The 21,695-nt window shown below is 71.8% G+C and carries 14 protein-coding genes; 10 read left to right on the top strand and 4 right to left on the bottom strand.

The features are described from left to right. Positions 1-394 precede the first annotated feature (394 nt). The 4 genes from MTQ01_RS05620 to MTQ01_RS05635 all read left to right on the top strand — a co-directional run bounded on the left by MTQ01_RS05620 (position 395) and on the right by MTQ01_RS05635 (position 4,684). Entirely contained in the window at positions 395-1,006 is a 612-nt protein-coding gene (locus MTQ01_RS05620) for a response regulator transcription factor (protein WP_211039212.1), read from the top strand. 247 nt (positions 1,007-1,253) lie between these two features. Next, complete coding sequence (locus tag MTQ01_RS05625; RefSeq protein WP_282613143.1) at positions 1,254-1,838, top strand: sigma-70 family RNA polymerase sigma factor; 585 nt, start codon at positions 1,254-1,256, stop codon at positions 1,836-1,838. Positions 1,839-1,948: 110 nt separating this feature from the next. After that, positions 1,949-3,451, top strand: coding sequence for an IMP dehydrogenase (guaB, locus tag MTQ01_RS05630; protein ID WP_247487131.1), 1,503 nt, complete (start codon positions 1,949-1,951; stop codon positions 3,449-3,451). A gap of 117 nt (positions 3,452-3,568) precedes the next feature. After that, positions 3,569-4,684 (top strand): GuaB3 family IMP dehydrogenase-related protein, encoded by a 1,116-nt coding sequence (locus MTQ01_RS05635; RefSeq protein WP_247487132.1) that lies wholly within the window; start codon positions 3,569-3,571, stop codon positions 4,682-4,684. Positions 4,685-4,882: 198 nt separating this feature from the next. On the opposite strand, the gene MTQ01_RS05640 is transcribed toward MTQ01_RS05635, so the two are convergent. Together MTQ01_RS05640 and MTQ01_RS05645 are read right to left on the bottom strand one after the other, a co-directional pair. Next, positions 4,883-5,194 carry a hypothetical protein gene (locus tag MTQ01_RS05640; protein WP_247487133.1) on the bottom strand — a complete coding sequence of 104 codons (312 nt, stop codon included), beginning with the start codon at positions 5,192-5,194 and terminating at the stop codon, positions 4,883-4,885. A 121-nt stretch (positions 5,195-5,315) separates the two neighbouring features. Beyond that, complete coding sequence (locus MTQ01_RS05645; protein ID WP_247487134.1) at positions 5,316-6,578, bottom strand: nucleotide sugar dehydrogenase; 1,263 nt, start codon at positions 6,576-6,578, stop codon at positions 5,316-5,318. A 250-nt stretch (positions 6,579-6,828) separates the two neighbouring features. Here MTQ01_RS05645 and MTQ01_RS05650 point away from each other — a divergent pair, with 250 nt between their 5' ends. The 6 genes from MTQ01_RS05650 (at position 6,829) to guaA (ending at position 19,937) form a co-directional block, all read left to right on the top strand. Continuing rightward, positions 6,829-8,535, top strand: coding sequence for a glycerol-3-phosphate dehydrogenase/oxidase (locus tag MTQ01_RS05650; RefSeq protein WP_247487135.1), 1,707 nt, complete (start codon positions 6,829-6,831; stop codon positions 8,533-8,535). Between the two features lie 177 nt (positions 8,536-8,712). Continuing rightward, positions 8,713-10,584 carry a serine/threonine-protein kinase gene (locus tag MTQ01_RS05655; RefSeq protein WP_247487136.1) on the top strand — a complete coding sequence of 624 codons (1,872 nt, stop codon included), beginning with the start codon at positions 8,713-8,715 and terminating at the stop codon, positions 10,582-10,584. Between the two features lie 161 nt (positions 10,585-10,745). Beyond that, complete coding sequence (locus tag MTQ01_RS05660; protein WP_247487137.1) at positions 10,746-13,361, top strand: serine/threonine protein kinase; 2,616 nt, start codon at positions 10,746-10,748, stop codon at positions 13,359-13,361. A gap of 233 nt (positions 13,362-13,594) precedes the next feature. Beyond that, positions 13,595-15,193 carry a succinic semialdehyde dehydrogenase gene (locus tag MTQ01_RS05665; RefSeq protein ID WP_247487138.1) on the top strand — a complete coding sequence of 533 codons (1,599 nt, stop codon included), beginning with the start codon at positions 13,595-13,597 and terminating at the stop codon, positions 15,191-15,193. Between the two features lie 89 nt (positions 15,194-15,282). Beyond that, entirely contained in the window at positions 15,283-17,313 is a 2,031-nt protein-coding gene (locus tag MTQ01_RS05670; RefSeq protein WP_374207609.1) for a GMC oxidoreductase, read from the top strand. A gap of 1,022 nt (positions 17,314-18,335) precedes the next feature. Continuing rightward, positions 18,336-19,937, top strand: coding sequence for a glutamine-hydrolyzing GMP synthase (gene guaA, locus MTQ01_RS05675; RefSeq protein WP_247487139.1), 1,602 nt, complete (start codon positions 18,336-18,338; stop codon positions 19,935-19,937). A 128-nt stretch (positions 19,938-20,065) separates the two neighbouring features. Here guaA and MTQ01_RS05680 read toward each other — a convergent pair whose 3' ends face one another. Both MTQ01_RS05680 and MTQ01_RS05685 read right to left on the bottom strand, forming a co-directional pair. Beyond that, on the bottom strand, positions 20,066-20,938 hold the full coding sequence (locus MTQ01_RS05680; RefSeq protein ID WP_247487140.1) for an SRPBCC family protein: 873 nt from the start codon (positions 20,936-20,938) through the stop codon (positions 20,066-20,068). 4 nt (positions 20,939-20,942) lie between these two features. Next, positions 20,943-21,620, bottom strand: coding sequence for a histone protein (locus tag MTQ01_RS05685; RefSeq protein ID WP_247487141.1), 678 nt, complete (start codon positions 21,618-21,620; stop codon positions 20,943-20,945). Positions 21,621-21,695 lie beyond the last annotated feature (75 nt).

A 21,695-nucleotide genomic window follows, 5' to 3' on the forward strand; every position in this document is an offset into this window, starting at 1 on the left:
GAACTGGTCAGAAGGGGCCCCGGTGGGACCCGGAACCGTTCAGAGCGGATCAAGTCACCTCTGACGGTACATCTACGGTGTGAGTAGATGTAAATATGACTCTTTGCGAATCTAGCTACAGAGACCACAAAGAGGAAGCAAAAGCCACCAAATAGGGCACAGTGGGGCGGCAGAAGAAGGACGATGGTGCCCTGTGGTGTGGCGAGCCGATCACGCTGGGTGTTGAAGGCGGGTCTTCGAGCCCGTAACTCTTTTGGGTGACCGTCGTTGAGAGTGCGGAGGCGGTTGGCGGACAAGCGACTCGGGCAGATGTCCGACAGCGTCAACCGCACAGGTGAAGACTCGTAACAGCCTGGAGGCACAAGGTGATGCGCATCAGCAGCGGGGGGCGGCCATGACTTCCGTTCTCGTTTGCGACGACTCTCCACTCGCCCGGGAGGCGCTGCGACGTGCGGTGGCCACCGTGCCGGGCGTCGAGCGGGTGACGACCGCGGCCAACGGCGAAGAGGTGCTCCGCCGCTGGGGCGCCGACCGCTCGGACCTGGTCCTGATGGATGTCCGGATGCCCGGGCTCGGTGGTGTCGAGACCGTGCGCCGGCTCCTGTCGGCCGACCCCGGTGCGCGCATCATCATGCTGACGGTCGCGGAGGACCTGGACGGTGTGGCGCTCGCCGTCGCCGCCGGAGCGCGCGGCTATCTGCACAAGGACGCCTCGCGTGCGGAGCTGCGCGCGACCGTCACCCAGGCTCTCGCCGACCCGACCTGGCGGCTCGCGCCGCGCCGGCTGCGTTCCGCCGACATGGGCGCCGCGCCGACGCTCACCGCGCGCGAGATCCAGGTGCTGGAGGGCATGAGCCACGGCAGGTCCAACGCGGAGATCGGCCGCGAGCTGTTCCTCTCCGAGGACACCGTGAAGACGCACGCGCGACGGCTCTTCAAGAAGCTCGGCGCATCCGACCGCGCGCATGCGGTGGCGCTCGGTTTCCGCTGGGGCCTGGTGCGCTAGCGAACGTCCCGTTCCTCGACCCGTACCCCCGCCCATCGGTCCCGGTGGGCGGGTCGGAAGAGCAAGGATGGTGCCGCAATCCCGCGCGTGCCGCATCCTTGGGAGTATGGAGTTCCTCGGGGACCGGTCAGTCAGGCGTGAGGGGAGGGCGCAGGACATGGGATCCAGTGCGCCCGCTCATAACGCTTCAGTGCACAACCAAGGACTCGGTGCAACGGATGCTTCGGCTCCGGTGCACCATGGACCGATGCGCGACGACGAGACCACGGCCGCGACGGCCATCGGGGCACTCGTCCAGCGAGCGGCGGACGGCGACGAGCAGGCGACGCACGACCTGCTCGCGCACGTGCACCCGCTCGCGCTGCGCTACTGCCGTACCCGGTTGAGTCGCCTCCCGGGGGACGCGCGGCACTTCGTCGACGACCTCGCCCAGGAGGTCTGTCTCGCCGTGCTCTGCGCGCTGCCGCGCTACCGCGACACCGGGAAGCCGTTTGACGCCTTCGTGGTGGGCATCGCCCAGCACAAGGTCGCCGATCTGCAGCGCGCAGCGATGCGCAGGCCCGGTTCGACCGCGGTTCCCTCGGACGAGATGCCGGAGCAGCCGGACGACTCGCTCGGTCCCGAGGAGCGTGCGCTGCTCAGCAGCGACACCGAGTGGGCCAAGAAGCTGCTCGCCAGTCTCCCCGAGCACCAGCGGGAGTTGATCCTGCTGCGGGTCGCGGTCGGTCTGACCGCGGAGGAGACCGGCCAGATGCTCGGCATGTCGCCGGGGGCCGTACGGGTCGCGCAGCACCGTGCGCTCAGTCGGCTGCGCGCGCTGGCCGAGCAGTAGGCACGGGAGATCCGTGCGGGGTTCGTGCGATCAGCCGATCGTGCGGTGGGTGTCCGGCTGGGCGTTAGCATGGTCGCCCGTGCTGGAGCAAGACCATTGGGGAAGGTGTCATGAGGGATGACGTCGGCGGCGTACCCGAGAAGTTCGCGACTCTTGGGCTGACGTATGACGATGTGCTGTTGCTGCCCGGCGAGTCCGACATGGCCCCGCACGAGATCGACACCGCCTCGTACGTCAGCCGGAACGTGCGGGTGAACATCCCGCTGCTCTCGGCGGCGATGGACAAGGTCACCGAGGCGCGGATGGCCATCGCGATGGCCCGCCAGGGCGGTGTGGGCGTGCTCCACCGCAATCTGTCGATCGAGGACCAGGCCGCGCAGGTGGACCGGGTCAAGCGGTCCGAGTCCGGCATGGTCACCGACCCGATCACCATCCGCCCGGACGCCACGCTGCGGGAGGCGGACGCACTGTGCGGTCGTTTCCGGATCAGCGGAGTGCCGGTCACCGACGGCTCCGGCAAGCTGCTGGGCATCGTGACCAACCGCGACATGGCCTTCGAGGTCGACCGCGAGCGCCAGGTGCGCGAGGTCATGACGCCGATGCCGCTGGTCACCGGCAAGGTGGGCATCGCGCGCGACGAGGCGATGGAGCTGCTGCGGCGGCACAAGATCGAGAAGCTTCCGCTGGTCGACGGCGAGGGCCGGATCAAGGGCCTGATCACCGTCAAGGACTTCGTCAAGGCGGAGAAGTACCCGAACGCCGCCAAGGACGCCGACGGCAGGCTCCTGGTCGGTGCCGCGGTGGGCGTCGCCGGTGACGCGTACGAGCGTGCGCAGGCGCTGATCGAGGCCGGTGTCGACTTCGTCGTCGTGGACACCGCGCACGGCCACTCGCGCCTGGTCAGCGAGATGGCGGCGAAGATCAAGTCCAACCACCGCATCGACGTCGTCGGCGGCAACGTGGCGACCAGGGACGGTGCCAAGGCGCTGGTCGACGCGGGCGTGGACGGCATCAAGGTCGGTGTCGGGCCCGGTTCCATCTGCACCACGCGGGTCGTCGCCGGTGTCGGCGTACCGCAGGTCACCGCGATCTACGAGGCCGCGGAGGCGGCCAGGGACGCGGGTGTTCCGGTGATCGGCGACGGCGGTCTGCAGTACAGCGGCGACATCGCCAAGGCGCTGGTCGCCGGTGCGGACACGGTGATGCTCGGCAGCCTGCTGGCCGGCTGCGAGGAGTCGCCGGGCGAGCTGCTGTTCATCAACGGCAAGCAGTTCAAGTCCTACCGCGGCATGGGGTCGCTGGCGGCGATGCAGACGCGCGGCGACCAGCGTTCGTTCTCCAAGGACCGCTACTTCCAGGAGGAGGTCAGCGGGGACGACAAGCTCATTCCCGAGGGTGTCGAGGGCCAGGTGCCCTACCGCGGGCCGCTGGCCTCCGTCGTGCACCAGCTCACCGGCGGACTGCGGCAGTCGATGTTCTACGTCGGCGGCAGCACGGTGCCGGAGATGAAGGAGCGCGGGCGGTTCGTGCGGATCACCTCGGCGGGTCTCAAGGAGAGCCACCCGCACGACATCCAGATGACCACCGAGGCGCCGAACTACAGCCGCCGCTGACCCGCCGCCCGGCCTGCGCGAGCGGGAGGCGGGCAGCTCTGCCTCGCCCGGCTCCCGCTGCTTCGGGGAGGTCGGGGATACTGAGGTCGGCACACCGTACGAAAGGGCAGTGGACACGTGAGTGAGATCGAGATCGGGCGCGGCAAGCGCGGTCGGCAGGCGTACGCCTTCGACGACATCGCCGTCGTGCCGAGCCGGCGGACGCGCGACCCGAAGGAGGTCTCGATCGCCTGGCAGATCGACGCCTACCGCTTCGAACTGCCCTTCCTCGCCGCCCCCATGGACTCGGTCGTCTCGCCGGCCACCGCCATAAGGATCGGTCGGCTCGGCGGTCTCGGGGTGCTCAACCTCGAGGGTCTGTGGACCCGTTACGAGGACCCGGAGCCGCTGCTCGCCGAGATCGGCGAGCTGGAGGAGGAGCGGGCCAACCGCCGTCTCCAGGAGATCTACGCGGAGCCGATCAAGGAGGAGCTGATCGGCCGTCGGCTCAAGGAGGTCCGCGATTCGGGCGTGGTGACGGCGGCGGCGCTGTCGCCGCAGCGCACCGCGCAGTTCTCCAAGGCAGTGGTCGACGCGGGCGTGGACATCTTCGTCATCCGCGGCACCACGGTCTCCGCGGAGCACGTCTCCTCGGCCGCCGAGCCGCTCAACCTCAAGCAGTTCATCTACGAGCTGGACGTGCCGGTCATCGTCGGCGGCTGCGCGACGTACACCGCGGCGCTGCATCTGATGCGCACCGGCGCGGCCGGTGTGCTGGTCGGCTTCGGCGGCGGCGCGGCGCACACCACGCGGAACGTGCTGGGCATCCAGGTGCCGATGGCGACCGCGGTGGCCGATGTGGCCGCCGCTCGCCGCGACTACCTCGACGAGTCGGGCGGCCGGTATGTGCACGTCATCGCCGACGGCGGGGTCGGCTGGTCCGGCGACCTGCCCAAGGCCGTCGCCTGCGGCGCGGACGCCGTGATGGTGGGCTCGCCGCTGGCCCGCGCCGAGGACGCGCCGGGCCGCGGCTACCACTGGGGCATGGAGGCCGTGCACGAGGACGTGCCGCGTGGCAAGAAGGTGCGGCTCGGCACGGTGGGCACGACGGAGGAGATCCTCACCGGGCCCTCCCACACCCCGGACGGTTCGATGAACTTCTTCGGCGCCCTGCGCCGGGCCATGGCGACCACGGGCTACTCCGAGCTGAAGGAGTTCCAGCGGGTCGAGGTGACGGTGTCGCCCAGCCGCTGAGCGAAGGGCGCCGCAGCGGTGCAGTGCTGAACGGGCCGGTCCCGGCGAGGAGTTCGCCGGGACCGGCCCGCACTCGTGCGCGGCACCTCGGCCGCCGATGGCGGCCCCATAGCCGGCCCCGTCGCCGGCTGCGACGGTCCGGCGCCGGGTGCCGGGCTTCGGCCCGGTCGCGTGCGCCCCGCCGCGGCCGGGGTGTCGTCAGTGCAGCATCAGCCGGCGCACCAACCGGCAGGTCGCCGTCGACGGCGGATGGACCCCGACGAGAGGGGCGATGGCGCGTATCCGTCGGTCGGATGCCTGAGTGGGGTGGTACACCCCGGAGTTGAGCAGAGCCGAGGCCAGGCGCATGGCCTTCAGCTTGCGGTTGTGCGACTCGTACCACTCGCGGGGCTGGCCCGCGGGCAGGCGCTTGCAGGGAATCAGAGCCGGCTGGGCGGTCGAGGAGGTCGAGGAGGTCGAGGCGGGAGAGGCGGGCTGGGCGGTTGGGGCAGGCGGTGTGACGACGGTCATCGGCGTCCTCCCAGGGCGTCGGCGAACCATTCGAACTGTGTTCGAGTCTACCGTCGACCACTGACAACGGCCGGGCCGCGAGCGGGTGTTCGCGGTGCTCCCCGGGTGCCCGCGGAGCGGGTCAGAGTCGGTGCGCGGCGCCCGTGGGGCTGGCGCCCCTGGTGTCCAGGAGCAGCTGCGCCTTGGCGCTCAGGCCCTGGAGGTCGTACACCGTGTGGTGCTGGAGGAGCAGGGTCAGATCGGCCCCCGCCGCGGCCTCGTGCAGCGAGTCGGCGCGCGGCACCGGGCGCCCCGAGACGCGCCACTGCGGTACGTACGGGTCGTGGTAGCTGAGTTGGGCACCGAGGTCGGCGAGGCGGGTGGCGATCTCCCGGGCCGGTGCGCCCTCCTGGTCGGGGAGGTCGGGCTTGTAGGTGACGCCGAGGAGCAGGATGCGCGAGCCCCGGGCGGACTTCCCGTGCTCGTTCAGCAGCGAGGTGGCGCGGTGGACGACGTAGCGCGGCATCCGGTCGTTGACCTCGCGGGCGAGCTCCACCAGTCGCAGCGGGTGGCCGAGCGTACGGCTGCGGCAGGCGAGGTAGTTGGGGTCGATCGGTACGCCGTGGCCGCCGACTCCGGGGCCTGGCCGGAAGGACTCGAAGCCGAACGGCTTCGTCTCCGCGCAGCGGATGACGTCCCAGAGGTCGACTCCGAGGTCGTGGCAGAGCACGGCCATCTCGTTGACGAGCGCGGTGTTGACGTGCCGGAAGTTGGTCTCCAGGAGCTTGGTGGTCTCCGCCTCGCGCAGCCCCCGCGCGCGTACGACCTTGTCGGTGAGCCGCCCGTAGAAGGCCGCGGCGGCCTCGGTGCAGGCGGGCGTGAGGCCGCCGATGACGCGCGGGGTGCGGGCGTACCCGTAGCGGCGGTTGCCGGGGTCGAGGCGGCCGGGGGCGCAGGCGAGGTGGAAGTCGCGTCCGGCGCGCAGCCCGGAGCCCTCCTCCAGCAGTGAGCGGACCAGCTTGCCGGTGGTGCCGGGGTAGACGGTCGACTCGACGATGACGGTCGTACGGGGCCGCAGGCGACCGGCGAGCGTACGGGCGGCGTCCTCGACGGCGGTGAGGTCCAGCGCGCCGTCGGTGCCCAGCGGGGTGGGGGCGCAGATCAGCGCCGTGCGCACGCGGCCGAGCTCGGTGGGCTCGGAGGTGGCGTGGAAGCCGGCGGACAGCATCCGGCGCAGCTCGGGGGTGGACAGTGCGCCGTCGGCGGGCGGGCGTCCGGCGCGCAGTTCGGCGACGGTCCCGTGGCAGGGGTCGTACCCGACGGTGCCGATACCGGCGGCGGTGGCTGCCTGGGCTGCCGGCAGACCGAGATGGCCGAGTCCGAGAACTGCGAGGTCTGCGGGCATGGGGGCGGTGTCCTTCCCGGGACGACGGTGCGGCTGGTGCGGGGCGGGCCCGGCACGGCCCGAGGGAGCGCTCACCCTGGGCGCTACGTCAGGTTAAGCGCATATATGACAGATATGGTGGATTCCGGAACCGTGCCGACCCCCGGGTCAAGGCCCGGGAAATGGGGGACCATCGGCCCAGGAGCCCCTCCCATCACAGCGGAGGCCGGCCTCTGGATCGACGACGGCGCGCGACCACGGGAGGCAAAGGGTGAGGACAGCGACACTGGGACCGGCGGAGCGGGCGGAGGCACTCGCCCTGATGGCCGAACGGGAGCTGGACGTACTGGTGGTCGGCGGCGGCATCGTCGGCGCGGGCGCCGTACTGGACGCCGCGACCCGCGGCCTGTCCACCGGCATCATCGAGGCGCGCGACTGGGCCTCGGGCACCTCCAGCCGCTCCAGCAAGCTCATCCACGGCGGGCTGCGTTACCTGGAGATGCTGGACTTCGCCCTGGTGCGGGAGGCGCTCAAGGAACGCGGCCTGCTGCTGGAGCGGCTCGCGCCGCATCTGGTCAAGCCGGTGCCCTTCCTCTACCCGTTGCAGCACAAGGGCTGGGAGCGGCTGTACGCCGGTTCCGGGGTGGCGCTGTACGACGCGATGTCGATCTCCTCCGGGCACGGCCGCGGGCTGCCGGTGCACCGGCACCTCTCGCGCAAGCACGCGCGGCGGGTCGCGCCGTGCCTGCGCAAGGACGCCCTGACCGGAGCCCTCCAGTACTACGACGCGCAGGTGGACGACGCCCGCTTCGTGCACACCCTGGTGCGCACCGCGTCCTCCTACGGCGCGCTGGCGGCCAACCAGGCCAAGGTCGTCGGCTTTCTGCGCGAGGGCGAACGGGTCGTCGGTGCGCGGGTGCAGGACGTGGAGTCCGGCGGCGAGTACGAGGTGCGGGCCCGGCAGGTGGTCAACGCCACCGGCGTGTGGACCGACGACACCCAGGCGCTGATCAGCGAGCGCGGCCAGTTCCATGTGCGCGCGTCCAAGGGCATCCACCTGGTCGTGCCGCGGGACCGCATCAACTCCACCACCGGGCTGATCCTGCGCACCGAGAAGAGCGTGCTGTTCGTCATCCCCTGGGGGCGGCACTGGATCGTCGGCACCACCGACACCGCCTGGGACCTGGACAAGGCCCACCCGGCCGCGTCCAGCGCGGACATCGACTACCTGCTGGAACATGTGAACTCCGTGCTGGCGACCCCGCTGACCAGGGACGATGTGGAGGGCGTGTACGCCGGTCTGCGTCCGCTGCTGGCCGGGGAGTCGGACGCGACGAGCAAGCTCAGCCGGGAGCACACCGTCGCCCACCCGGTGCCCGGCCTCGTGGTGATCGCCGGCGGCAAGTACACGACGTACCGGGTGATGGCCAAGGACGCGATCGACGAGGCCGTGCGGGCGCTGGACCACCGGGTCGCGGACTGCTGCACCGAGCAGGTGCCGCTCGCCGGGGCGGAGGGTTACCACGCGCTGTGGAACGCCCGCGCCAGGCTCGCGGCCAGGGCCGGCTTGCATGTGGTGCGCGTCGAGCATCTGCTGGGCCGCTACGGCTCGTTGACCGAGCAGCTGCTCGAACTCATCGCCCGGGAGCCGGAGTTGGGCAAGCCGCTGCCGGCGGCGGACGACTACCTCAAGGCGGAGATCGTCTACGCCTGCACGCACGAGGGTGCGCGCCACCTGGAGGACGTGCTGACCCGCCGCACCCGCATCTCCATCGAGACCTTCGACCGCGGCACCCGAAGCGCCCGGGAGTGCGCCGAGTTGATGGCCGGAGTGCTCGGCTGGGACAGGGAGCGGATCGCCCGCGAGGTCAAGCACTACGAGAAGCGGGTCGAGGCCGAGCGGGAGTCCCAGCGGCAGCCCGACGACCTCACCGCCGACGCCGCCCGGCTGGGCGCGCCGGACATCGCCGCGGGCTGAGAAGGCGCCCCCGTACGGGAGTTGGCCCCGCGCACCGCGCGGCGGCCGGCTCCCGCGGCCGTGTGTGGTGCAACGCACTGGTCTGCACCAGAGGTCACGTTGGCCCCGTACCTCAGCTCCGCTCCGCATGGGTGACAATAGGTCCGACTGCTGGGGCGGGCTGACGCGAGGGGAAGCATGGGCGAGAACGCCGAAAATGCTGCCAAGGGCAAGGAGACCGGTCGGCTCCTGGGTGGGCGCTACCGCCTCGGGGACGTGCTCGGGCGTGGCGGTATGGGCACCGTGTGGCGGGCCAGGGACGAGGTGCTGGGCCGTACGGTCGCGGTCAAGGAGCTGCGGTTCCCCTCCGACATCGACGAGGAGGAGAAGCGGCGGCTGATCACCCGCACCCTGCGCGAGGCCAAGGCCATCGCGAGGATCCGCAACGGCAGCGCCATCACCGTCTACGACGTGGTGGACGAGGACGGCCGCCCGTGGATCGTGATGGAGCTGATCGAGGGCCGCTCGATCGCCGACATCATCAAGGAGGACGGCCCGCTGACGCCCCGCCGGGCGGCGGAGGTCGGACTCGCGGTGCTCGGAGTGCTGCGTGCCGCCCACCGCGAGGGCATCGTCCACCGCGACGTGAAGCCGTCGAACGTCCTGGTGGAGGAGGACACCGCCCGTGTCATCCTGACCGACTTCGGCATCGCCAAGGTGGAGGGCGACCCCTCGGTCACCTCCACCGGCATGCTGGTCGGCGCGCCCTCCTACATCTCGCCCGAGCGTGCGCGCGGCCAGCGGCCGGGGCCGCCGGCGGACCTGTGGTCGCTCGGCGGACTGCTGTACTGCGCGGTCGAGGGACACCCGCCGTACGACAAGGGCTCGGCGATCGCCACACTCACCGCCGTGATGACCGATCCGCTCGAACCGCCCACGAGCGCGGGCGAGTTGGAGGAGGTCATCTACGGGCTGCTGCTGAAGGACCCGGAGAAGCGGCTGGACGAGGCCGGGGCGCGGGTGCTGCTCCAGGCCGTGCTGGACGGTCCCGAGGACTCCGAGCGGTTGCAGCAGGACTCGTCCTCCACCGTGGTGCTGCCCGCCCGGGGCGCCAAGGCCGCCAGGACCGCCGAGTACGCCAGGACCACCGAGCACGACGCGGCGGGCAGCGACTCCGCCAAGCGCGAGGAGCGCGGCGAGGACAGGCCGTCGAGTGCCAAGCCCGCCGCCGTACCGGCCGCCCACGCCTCCTCGGGCGCGTCCGACGGCGGTCCGGCCGCGCCGCGGCCCGCACGCGCCGGCGGCGAGTCGGGTTCCAGGCGCTCCGTGGCGCTGATGGCCGCCGCGGTCGCGGTGGTGCTGCTCGGCATCCTCGGCGCGGTCATCGCCTTCGCCAACAGCGGTGGTGACGACGGTGGTTCGCCCGACAAGGGCGACAGCGCCGCGGCCGGTGGCGGCGGCGAGGACGCCAAGGGCTCCGGCGGCGGCGAGGAAGAGGGCTCCGACAGCGGCGGCGACTCCGGCAAGGGCGAGGAGGGCTCCTCCGCCGGTGGCGACACGGACGGAAAGAAGGGCGACAAGGACGAGAAGGAGAGCGAGGACGGTCTGCCCCAGGGCTACAAGGAGCTGACCGACAACACCTTCCGCTTCGGCATGGCGATGCCCGAGGACTTCTCCCGGGTCGCCACCGCGGGCCGCAACTCCGGCGGCATCTACGCGACTTCGCGCGGCAGTGTTCCCAAGATCCAGGTCGACTTCACCGACAGCCCGACCAAGAGCGCCCTGCGCGCCTGGCAGTTGCTGGAGTCCGCGGTGGCCACCGGCAGCAAGGACTACCGCAAGCTCGACATGCAGCAGGTCGAGTGGCGCGACTACCCGACCGTCTCCGACTGGCACTTCGAGCGCGAGGAGAACGGCGAGCGGGTGCGGGTGCTCAACCGCGGATTCAAGGTCGACGACGACAACGGCTACGCGATCGTCATCACCTGCAAGGCTTCGGAGTGGGAGGGCGAGGAGTGCACGACGATGCGCGAAACCGCCTTCGACTCCTTCCGCCCGCAGGGGAGTTGAGCGGATGTCGGCGACACGGGTACCTGGCACCGACTGACAGGTTGCGGCAGCACGTCGCCGCGGGGGCACGTATCGTGAGGTACTGAGCTGTGGACGTTCTCCGCCGCAACGTGGCGGCGGAAGAGCGGATCTGACTGTTTCGCACGCTGTGGGGAGGCGCTGTGGACGCTTATGCGGGGAGGCTTCTGGCCGAGCGCTACCGTCTGCCGCTTCCGCCCGCGGAGGAGTACGAGCTCCGCGAGTCGCGCGCGTACGACACCGCCAGCGGGCAGGAAGTCCTGGTGCGCCAGGTGCCGTTGCCCGAGGTGGTCGAGGCCGAGCTGCTCGGCGAGCCGGGATTCGGCGGCCGCAGCTCGCTGGGACGGGCCACCAGGACGCCGGACGATCCTGCGGTGCGGCGCGCGATCGACGCCGCGCTCGAAGCCAGCCGCATCCCCGACCACCCGCGGCTGGACCAGGTCTTCGACGTCTTCGTCGAGGACGACGGGCTGTGGATCGTCAGCGAGTTGGTCGCCGCCCGGCCGCTCGCCGCGGTGCTCGCCGAGGCGCCGCTCACCCCGCACCGCGCGGCCGAGATCGCCGCGGACCTGCTGGCCGCGCTCAGCGCAGTGCACACCTACAGCTGGACCCACCGCAACATCACCACCCGTACGGTGCTGATCTGCGAGGACGGCCGGGCGCTGCTCACCGGCCTCGCCTCGGGCGCCGCGGAGGAAGCGCTCAGCGGCTACGACCCGTTGCCCACGAACGGCCCGATGGCCCCCTCCCCGCCGGTGCGCGGACTGCGCGGCCCGGCCGAGCACCCGCACCCCGAACAGCCCTCCGGACGGGGCGAGTCCGGGCACGGCGCGGACGCCGGCGGTGCCGGTGCCGGGTACGGCGATCCGGGCGACGACGCGGTGGTGGACGCGGAGGCGGAGTTCGCCGAGGAGTGGCCGGTCCCCGAGGTCGAGACTCGGCCCGAGGCGCGTTCCGAGGAGGCGTCCCGGGAGGCGGACGACGGCGATCTGGCCGACGAGGGGCCCGCCCCGAAGGAGGCTCACGGCCCGTGGGGCGGCGACAAGCCGGGCCCGCCGATGGCGATTCCGGTGCAGCTCGGCTACCGCCCCCGACACACCACGGACGAGGGCTCGACCGGCGACGGCTCTGCCGAGGAACCGGGCGGCGGCGTGCGCGGCGGTACGGACAGCGGACAACTCCCGCCCGGCGAGGACGAGTTGGGCCCGCTGGACTTCGAGAAGGCGCCGCATCCGCAGGCAGGGCACGAGGGCGGCGACGGCCGCTTCGGCCCGCACCCCCACGGGCAGGACGCCTGGGCGACCGAACACCCGCCCCCCGCCGACGCACCGGACGCACCAACCGACGCACCGGACGCGTACGGAACACCGGAGACGTACGACGCACCGGACGCGTACGCCGAGGCCGAGCCGTACGCCGGCGACGCGGAGCGGTGGGGCGGCGGTGAGAGCGCCGCCGGCCCGTACCGCGGGCCGGTCACCTCGCTCGCCGCCGAGCGGGCGCGGCAGGCGCGGATGACGATGGTCGGCCCCGTCACCGAGCGCTGGGCGCCCGAGCAGGCCGGGCCGGTCTACGAGAACTGGCGGCTCGCCCCGCCGGTCGGGCCGCCCGCCGATCTGTGGGCGCTGGGCGCGCTGCTCTTCCGTACGGTCCAGGGCCATGCGCCCTATCCGGAGGAGAACACCGCGGAGCTGGTGCAGCTGGTCTGTGCCGAGCCGCCGGCGTTCGCCGAGGAGTGCGGCCCGCTGCGGCCGGTGATCGAGTCGCTGCTGCGCCAGGACCCGACCGAGCGTCCGAGCTACGAGGAGCTCAGCGGCTGGCTGCGTTCGCTGATCAGGTCCGCGCCCGAGCCGGACGCGGGCCGACGGGTGGTCAGCGCCGGACTGCCGCCCGGCGGACGGCGTTCGGACCCCAGGCGGCTGCCGATCATACGGCGGCGCGGGGAGCTGGTACGGCGACGCCGTGCGACGCGTGAGCCGGTTCCGGCGGAGCGCCGGCGGCACCGCAAGCAGAGCGCGAAGCCCGCTGCCCGTACCGGTGGCGATCCGCGCAAGCTCGGCCGGCTGATAGTTCTCGGTGTGTTCGTGCTGGTGGTCGCCGTGATGGTGGGTGCGGCGCTGCTGATGCCGAAGTCGGAGGGCGACTCCAACCAGCGCGGTTCGGTGGACGGTTCGAGGCCCGCTCCCTCGGAGACCGGCGAGGGCGGCAGCGGCGGCGAGGACGAGAAGCCGGGCGAGAGCAGCGACGGCGGGAAGGGCGACAGCCCCGAGCCCAGCGGCGGCGCCGACGACTCCGACGAGCCCGCCGCCCCCGAGGGCTACCGGGTTCAGGACGATCCGGCGGGCTTCCGGATCGCGGTGCCCCAGGGCTGGGCGCGTGGCCAGACCTCGGACGGCCAGGTCCGGTTCCGCAAGGGCGCGATGGAGCTGGTCGTCGTGCCCGGCCGGGACAGCGCCGACAGGTTCGGCAAGGATCCGCGGAACTACCAGCTCTCCGACCAGCCGGAGCTGGCCGACTACCGCGACGCCACCGGCTGGAAGACCAGCAGCGGGGTCCGGACCATCACGGTCGGGGACACCGCCATGGCCGAGGGCGAGTTCGGCTGGGAGTCCGGCGGCAAGCAGACGGTGGTGCGCAACCGCGCGATGCTGCTGGGCGGCAAGTACCACGTGGTGCTGGTCAAGGGGCCGCAGGGCAGTCGTGCGGAGATCGACGAGCACTTCACCGCAGTCGTCGACACCTACCGCGCCGGCGGCTGACCCGGGACACCCGCCGTCGCGGTGGGCGCGCCCCGCCGGGCCCGTACGCGGCACCCGCGCCCGACGCCCCTCCCGCGCTCCGGGCGTTCTCCCGCATCCCGCATCCCGCATCCCGGGCGTTACGGGCGGACGCGGCGGCTCGGGACGTAATGCGCCAGTAATCGCTGGCAGATTTTCTGGAAAAGTGTTACCCGCGGGTACCCATTGGTTTTCCCGGGCTCTACTCTCTGCCTATGACGCAGACGCAGGACAGGAATCCGGCCGCCACGGCCCCCGCCGGCACGCGCGACGCCGCCGACGTCGTCACGCCCGAACTCCTCGCGCGCCTGACCCGCGGTGTGGCCGGCAGCGGCAAGACCGTCTCGCACACCCCGTTCACCGGCGAGAAGCTGGCCGACCTGCCGGAGGCCACCGCCGAGGACGTCGAGGAGGCGTTCGAGCGCGCCCGGAAGGCGCAGTGCGAGTGGCAGCACTGGCCGGTGCGGCGGCGTGCGGCCGTACTGCTGCGCTTCCACGACCTGGTGCTCGAGCGCCAGTCCGAGGTGCTCGACCTGATCCAGCTGGAGACCGGCAAGGCCCGGCTGCACGCGCACGAGGAGGTCCTCGCGGTCTGCGTCGCCGCCCGGCACTACGGCCGCAAGGCGCCCTCCTACCTCGCGCCCAAGCGTCACCAGGGCGCCATCCCGGTGCTGACCCGGGTGAGCGAACTGCGGCACCCGCGCGGTGTGGTCGGGCAGATCGCGCCGTGGAACTACCCCTTCGAGCTGTCCGTCGGCGACGCGCTGCCCGCCTTCGTGGCCGGCAACGCCGTGGTGATGAAGCCCGACACCGAGACCTCGCTCACCGCGATGTGGGCCAGGCAGCTGCTCATCGAGGCCGGACTGCCCGAGGACGTCTGGCAGATAGTCCTCGGCGAGGGCCCGGTGATCGGCCCCGAGGTGGTGAACCGCGGTGACTACGTCTCCTTCACCGGCTCCACCGCCACCGGCCGCCGGGTCGCGCAGCAGGCCGCCGCCCGGCTCGTCGGCTGCTCGCTCGAACTCGGCGGCAAGAACGCGATGATCGTGCTGCCCGACGCCGATCTGGACAAGGCCGCCGCCGGCGCCGTGCGGGGCGCGTTCTCCTCCGCGGGACAGCTCTGCATCTCCATCGAGCGGCTCTATGTGCACGACTCGATCGCGGACGCCTTCCTGGAGCGCTTCGTCGCCCGTACGAAGGCGATGCGGCTCGGTTCCGCCCTCGCCTACGGCGCCGACATGGGCTCGCTCGTCTCCGAGCAGCAGCTGAGCAACGTCACCCGGCACGTGGCCGACGCCGTCGAGCAGGGCGCGACCGTGCTCGCCGGCGGCCGGGCCCGGCCCGACCTCGGCCCGCTCTTCTACGAGCCGACGATCCTGGACGGCGTCACCGGGCCGATGACCGTCTGCACCGAGGAGACCTTCGGCCCGGTCGTCTCCGTCTACCGCTTCCAGGACGTGGAGGACGCCGTCGAGCTGGCCAACTCCACTCCGTACGGTCTCAACTCCAGCGTCTGGTCGACCAACGGGCGCCGTGCCCGCGAAATCGCCGCCCGGCTGCGCACCGGCACCGTCAACGTCAACGAGGGGTACTCCTCTGCCTACGGCAGCGTCAGGGCGCCGATGGGCGGCATGGGCGACTCCGGTCTCGGCCGTCGTCACGGCTCCGAGGGCATCCTCAAGTACACCGAGGTGCAGACGGTCGCCCACCAGCGGCTGCTGCCGATGGCGCCGTCGATGGGCATGGACGACCGGCGGTACGCGGCGTTCATGTCCCGCTCGCTGAAGGCGATGAAGGCACTGCGCCTGCGCTGACCGGTGGGCGCCGGTCACGTCCCGGCGCCCACCCCCGACTTCACCCAACTGTGGGGCTTTTGAGCCGCACCCTCACTTCGGAGGTCCCCGTGTCCCCGGAAGCATCCGATTCCCGGTCGAACTCCGCGCCGAAGGCGGCGCGCAAGGACGACGAGTTCGACGTCGTCATCGTCGGCTCAGGTTTCGGCGGCTCCGTCTCCGCGCTGCGCCTGGCGGAGAAGGGCTACCGCGTCGCCGTGCTGGAGGCCGGCCGCCGCTTCAGCGACGAGTCGCTGCCGAAGAGCTCCTGGGACCTGAAGAACTACCTGTGGGCCCCGGCTCTCGGCCTCTACGGCCTCCAGCGCATCCATCTGCTGAACAAGGTGATGATCCTCGCCGGCGCGGGCGTCGGCGGTGGTTCGCTCAACTACGCGAACACTCTCTACGTGCCGCCGCAGCCGTTCTTCGAGGACCGCCAGTGGGCCCACATCACCGACTGGCAGGAGGAGTTGAAGCCCTTCTACGACCAGGCCCAGCGGATGCTCGGCGTGCGGCTCAACCCGACGCTGACCCCGGCCGACGTCCATCTGAAGGTGGCGGCGGAGAAGATGGGCGTGGGGGACAGCTTCCACTTCGCCCCGGTCGGCGTCTTCTTCGGCGACGGCAAGGACGCGGACGGGGCCACCCGGACAGAGCCCGGCGCGACCGCCGCCGACCCCTACTTCGGCGGCGCCGGCCCGGAGCGCAGGGCCTGTACCGAATGCGGCGAGTGCATGACCGGCTGCCGCAAGGGCGCCAAGAACACGCTCAACGAGAACTACCTCTACCTCGCGGAGAAGGCGGGCGTACAGGTCTTCCCGCTGACCACCGTCACCGACATCACCGACCTCGGCGACGACACCTACCGCGTCACCGCCGTACCCACGAACAAGCGCGGCCGGGGCGCCAAATCGCGCAGCCGCACCTTCACCGTGCCGCGGGTGATCGTCGCCGCCGGCACGTACGGCACCCAGACGCTGCTGCACCGGATGCGCGACGAGGGCGGCCTGCCGCGGATATCGTCCGCGCTCGGCCTGCTGACCCGTACCAACTCCGAGGCGCTGGTGGGCGCCCAGACGGTCCCGCGCCGCTACCGCAAACTGCACGGCAAGGACGCGGAGCTCGACTTCACCAAGGGCGTGGCGATCACCTCGTCCATCCACCCGGACGCGAACACCCACATCGAGCCGGTCCGTTACGGCAAGGGCTCCAACGCCATGTCGCTGATGACCACGCTCCAGGTCAACCACACCTCCCGGCTGCCCCGGCTGCTCGCGCACCTGGTGACCTGTGTGCGCCACCCCAACCTCTTCCTGCGGTCGCTCTCCGGCCGCAAGTGGTCGGAACGCGTCATCATCGGACTGGTCATGCAGTCGCTCGACAACTCGCTGACCACGAGCCGGAAGCAGAAGGGCCTCGGCAAGGGGATGCTCACCGCCCGGCAGGGCCACGGCGCACCCAACCCGGACTACCTGCCCGAGGGCGCCGAGGCGGCACGACACCTGGCCGAGGACATCAACGGCTTCGCCGGTTCCAACGTCGGCGAGCTGATGGGCACCCCGCTCACCGCCCACTTCCTCGGCGGCTGTCCGATCAGCGACGATCCGGAGAAGGGCGTCATCGACCCCTACCACCGGCTCTACGGCCACCCCGGCGTCTCGGTCGTCGACGGTGCGGCAGTCTCGGCCAACCTCGGGGTGAACCCCTCGCTCACCATCACGGCCCAGGCCGAACGCGCCGCCTCGCTCTGGCCGAACAAGGGCGAGACCGACCCGCGTCCGAACCAGGACGAGGCGTACGTACGACTCGCCGCCGTCGCGCCGAACAGCCCAGCGGTCCCCGAGGACGCGTTCGGCGCGCTCCGGCTGCCCGTACTGCCGGTGCCGGTCGTGCCGAGGCGCAAGCCCGCGGCGGAGGCCGGGTCGGCGGAGGCCGGGTCGGAAGCGCGGGAGGAGTCTGCGGAGCAGACCGGGACGAAGACGTCACCCAAGAGCAGCGCGGCCAAGTCGGGGAAGTCGGCCAAGGGTGCGAAGGCGACCAAGGCGGCCAAGGCGGCCAAGGCTGCGGAGGAGTCGAAGGCGTCCGGGGAGCCGCGCGAATAGTGCGTGGACGCAGCGTCCGCGTTCCGGCGGAATGAGTCCTGAGCGCACCGATCGGCGTTCAACACCGCGCGCTGTGCTGGGGTTTCGGCTGAGAACGCCCGTCTCGGTTAGGCTGCGGTGACGCCGATCCGCGGGCGGCCGGCCCCCGGCGTCCCGGGAACCGGCCACTGGGTAGTGACCGGGCTGCTGTCCCCTGCGTTCCGGCCACCGCACCGAAGCGAGGTCCCACGACGCGCGTCCCTCCCCGTCTTCGGGAGGAACGGCGCCTCATCGCTTCGGCAGCGATCCCCAAATCGCCGGGCCCCGGCGGACATTGGGTTACCAGGACCAACGAAGCGCACACCCGCTGGTCACGCGCCGTACGGGTGACGAGGCGTGCGCAGGTCCGCCCGTGACCTGCGCACCCCTCGTACGTGTACGGCGCGCGTGGGCCGCGCAACCAGCGGCGGCCGCGCGAGAGCTCCTTCACCGTGACCGCCAACTCCCTTGCCCGGCAGTCGAGTTGGGCCCCGGCCCCGGGTCGCCGCCGGCTCGCGTGGACCGCCCGCTCGTGAGAGACGCCCCGCCGCCCTCCCCGCCACCGGTGGGCTCGGCTGCGCCGGAACGGTCACCGAGACATCCGCGCGTCCGCCCCGAGCCGGGACGTCCCGTTCCTCGGTGCACCCTGGCAAGGCCCCACCGCCGCGTCGGCAGGAGGTCCGCCTCCGCGTCGACCGAGACCCCGTACCGCGTCGGCCGGAGGCCCCGCCGCCGCGTCCACAGGGGGAGCCGACCGTCGTGCGGCCGCGGGCCGGTGCGTCTCCGGCCGTCGGCCGTCGGCCGACGACCGCCGGGCCCGGCCACGACCGCGGTCCGGCCCCGGTGCGACCGGCGAACCGGAGGCGGGTGCGTGCTTCGGCGGGGGCGGGCGGTGTGCCCCGGTCGGGCGAACCGGCAGAGTCGACGGCGGTAGACTCGACCGCATCGTCCCGGCGCCGCAGCCGGGTGCGCGCCCTCCCGATCCACCGCCGAAAGGCAGCTCAGTGGCTTCCACCGTGGCACCGAACGCCGCCGCGTCCTCCGCTCCCGACACGGTCCTCGTCGTCGACTTCGGGGCGCAGTACGCCCAGCTCATCGCCCGCCGCGTCCGTGAGGCCCGGGTCTTCAGCGAGATCGTCCCCTCGACGATGCCGGTCGCCGAGATGCTGGCGAAGAAGCCGAAGGCGATCATCCTCTCCGGCGGGCCCTCCTCGGTGTACGCGGAGCAGGCGCCCACGCTCGACCGCGCGCTCTTCGAGGCCGGGGTGCCCGTCTTCGGCATGTGCTACGGCTTCCAGCTGATGGCCCAGCTCCTCGGCGGCACCGTGGACAACAGCGGCGCCCGCGAGTACGGCCGTACCGAACTGCACGTCGGCCGGGCCGGTTCGACGCTCTTCGAGGGCACGCCGACCGAGCAGCAGGTGTGGATGTCGCACGGCGACGCCTGCTCGGCCGCGCCCGAGGGCTTCGCGGTGACGGCCTCCACCGACGTCGTACCCGTCGCCGCCTTCGAGAACGACGAGAAGAAGCTGTACGGCGTCCAGTACCACCCCGAGGTGCTGCACTCCACCCACGGCCAGCAGGTGCTGGAGCACTTCCTCTACCGCGGCGCGGGCATCGAGCCCAGCTGGACGACCGGTTCCATCGTCGAGGAGCAGGTCGCCGCGATCCGGGCCCGGGTGGGCGACAAGCGCGCGATCTGCGGACTGTCCGGCGGAGTGGACTCCGCGGTGGCCGCCGCTCTGGTGCAGAAGGCCGTCGGCTCCCAGCTGACCTGCGTGTACGTCGACCACGGGCTGATGCGCAAGGGCGAGACGGAGCAGGTGGAGAAGGACTTCGTCGCCGCGACCGGCGTGCAGCTGAAGGTCGTCGACGCCGAGGAGCGCTTCCTGGCCGCGCTGGCCGGGGTCAGCGACCCGGAGCAGAAGCGGAAGATCATCGGACGCGAGTTCATCCGGGTCTTCGAGCAGGCGCAGGCCGAGCTGGTCGCGGAGGCCGGCGAAGAGGGCGCCGAGGTGGCGTTCCTCGTGCAGGGCACGCTCTACCCGGACGTCGTCGAGTCCGGCGGCGGCACCGGCACCGCCAACATCAAGTCCCACCACAACGTGGGCGGGCTCCCGGAGGACCTGGAGTTCGAACTGGTCGAGCCGCTGCGTCAGCTGTTCAAGGACGAGGTGCGGATGGTCGGCCAGGAGCTGGGGCTCCCGGAGGAGATCGTCCAGCGCCAGCCGTTCCCCGGCCCGGGGCTCGGCATCCGGATCATCGGCGAGGTCACCAGGGAGCGGCTGGACCTGCTGCGCGAGGCGGACGCCATCGCGCGCGAGGAGCTGACCGCGGCCGGCCTGGACCGCGACATCTGGCAGTGCCCGGTCGTGCTGCTCGCCGACGTCCGCTCGGTCGGCGTCCAGGGCGACGGCCGCACCTACGGTCACCCGATCGTGCTGCGTCCGGTCTCCTCCGAGGACGCCATGACGGCCGACTGGTCCCGGCTCCCGTACGACGTGCTGGCGAAGATCTCCACCCGCATCACCAACGAGGTGGCGGACGTCAACCGCGTGGCCGTCGACATCACCAGCAAGCCGCCGGGGACCATCGAGTGGGAGTGACCCGGGCGACCCTGCGCCGCTGAAGGACTCGCCCGGACGCCGACGCCGGTGAACCCAACCGTCGGGCGTGGAACCGGCGTTGCGAGGTGGCGGGGGCGGGGGCGGGGGCGCTGTGGCGCCCGCCGCCCTCAGCGCTCGTCGTCCTCCGCCTCGTCGTCGAACTCGCCGTCGTCCTCGTCCTGTTCGTCGAACTCCTCGTCGTCCCCTTCCGAATCCGGCTCTTCGGCGTCCTCCTCCTCGTCCGCCCTCACCTCCTCGTCGGTGCGGACCACCTCGCCGTCGCGTATCTCACCGCGCCAGCCCTCCGGCTGCTCGTCGGCGAGGGTCACGTACCGCTGGAAGTGCTTGAAGTCCAGGCGGATGCGGCGTCCCTGGGCGCGCCACAGATTGCCGGTCTTCTCGAAGAATCCGGACGGGCGGTACTCCACGACGAGCACCACCCTGGTCAGCGTGGGCGCCAACTCGTGGAAGCTGACCGCTCCCTGAGTGGAGCCCTTCGGGCCCTGGGACGTCCACACGATCCGGTCGTCGGGTATCTGCTCCTGAACGGTGGCCTCGAAGCTGCGCGAGGACGCCGCGATCTTGGCGTTCCACTGGCTCACAGTGTCGTCGTCCCTTGAGACGGACTGCACGCCCTTGGTGAACGTCCCGAACTCCTCGTAGCGAGTCCAGTGGTCGTAGGCCGTTCTGAGCGGTACGCCCACATCCAGGGTCTCGATCACGGTCGTCACCTTGGGGTCGCCCGGAGTCAGAGCCGATTCGCCACCGGAGCCGGAGCCGGAGTCCGCGCCGCCGGGGGCCGAGTCCGCACCGCCCGGCTCCGGACCCCCCGTATCCGAGTCACCGGGCCCGAAGCGGTCTCCCAGCCGCCGGGTGGTGCGGGAGACGCGTCTGCCGAGACCTTCGGCGGCGCTGCCGATTCTTGCTGCCGCGTAGCCGGCCACCGCACCGCGCAGCCGGTCGACCGCGGAAGGCTGAGTGTCCGACGCCTGCTGTCCCATGGTGCTACCTCCGGCGGCTGCTGTTGGCCGAGTCGGCCTTCTTGGCTGCCGCCTTCCCGGCCGGCGGCGACTTGGCGGTCTTCTCCGTGCTCCTGCTCCTGCGCGCGGGAGCAGCCTTGCTGGCGGGAGAGGTCTTCTGGGCCGGCTTGGCACGTTCGGCACGCGGAGCGGCGGTACGGCGTCCGCCCGAGCGGTTTGGCCCGTCCTCTTCGTCCTGCGGCTCGACGTGTTCTCCGTCCGCTCCCTCCGCGGTCTCCTCCGCTTCGTCCTCCTCGTCCGCGTCCTCGCGTCCGTCGTCCGGCTCGTTCTCGTCGTCCTCGTCTTCGTCTTCGTCCTCGTCCTCGTCGTTCGCGACCGCACCGCTCGGCTGCCCGACGGGGTCGCCTGTGCGGCTGCTGATCGCGTCGGCCAGCGAGCCGGCTCCGCGTTCGGTGAGGGAGGTCACCACGTTGCGCGCGGCGTCTGCGCCCTCCTCGCGCAGCTGTTCCCGCAACTGCGCGACCTGCGGCACCTCGCCCAGCCACTCGGTGACCTGGGCGGCGAGCCGGCGGGGCTGGGCGTTCGCCCCGCGTCCGGCCAGCATCATCGCCAGGCTCAGCGCGAGGCGGCCCTTCTTCGTACGCCCGAGCAGGTAGCCGCCCGCGACCGCGGTGGCAAGGCCAATCTTCGTCGTGTCATCCATGGGTGTCCCACCTCCGGAGAGCCATCAGGGCTGCGGAGAGCGGCGCCGGCTCCTTCGGCGCACCGCGCCTCCCGG

It is taken from the genome of Streptomyces sp. XM4193 (assembly GCF_023072595.1).
Taxonomy (GTDB): domain Bacteria; phylum Actinomycetota; class Actinomycetes; order Streptomycetales; family Streptomycetaceae; genus Streptomyces.

Excerpts from the sequence above, each read along its gene's own strand:
- MTQ01_RS05640 (WP_247487133.1), bottom strand. The coding sequence starts at position 5,194 with ATGACCGTCGTCACACCGCCTGCCCCAACCGCCCAGCCCGCCTCTCCC.
- MTQ01_RS05685 (WP_247487141.1), bottom strand. The coding sequence starts at position 21,620 with ATGGATGACACGACGAAGATTGGCCTTGCCACCGCGGTCGCGGGCGGC.
- MTQ01_RS05665 (WP_247487138.1), top strand. The coding sequence starts at position 13,595 with ATGACGCAGACGCAGGACAGGAATCCGGCCGCCACGGCCCCCGCCGGC.
- MTQ01_RS05625 (WP_282613143.1), top strand. The coding sequence starts at position 1,254 with ATGCGCGACGACGAGACCACGGCCGCGACGGCCATCGGGGCACTCGTC.
- MTQ01_RS05645 (WP_247487134.1), bottom strand. The coding sequence starts at position 6,578 with ATGCCCGCAGACCTCGCAGTTCTCGGACTCGGCCATCTCGGTCTGCCG.
- MTQ01_RS05680 (WP_247487140.1), bottom strand. The coding sequence starts at position 20,938 with ATGGGACAGCAGGCGTCGGACACTCAGCCTTCCGCGGTCGACCGGCTG.
- MTQ01_RS05655 (WP_247487136.1), top strand. The coding sequence starts at position 8,713 with ATGGGCGAGAACGCCGAAAATGCTGCCAAGGGCAAGGAGACCGGTCGG.
- MTQ01_RS05620 (WP_211039212.1), top strand. The coding sequence starts at position 395 with ATGACTTCCGTTCTCGTTTGCGACGACTCTCCACTCGCCCGGGAGGCG.
- guaB (WP_247487131.1), top strand. The coding sequence starts at position 1,949 with ATGAGGGATGACGTCGGCGGCGTACCCGAGAAGTTCGCGACTCTTGGG.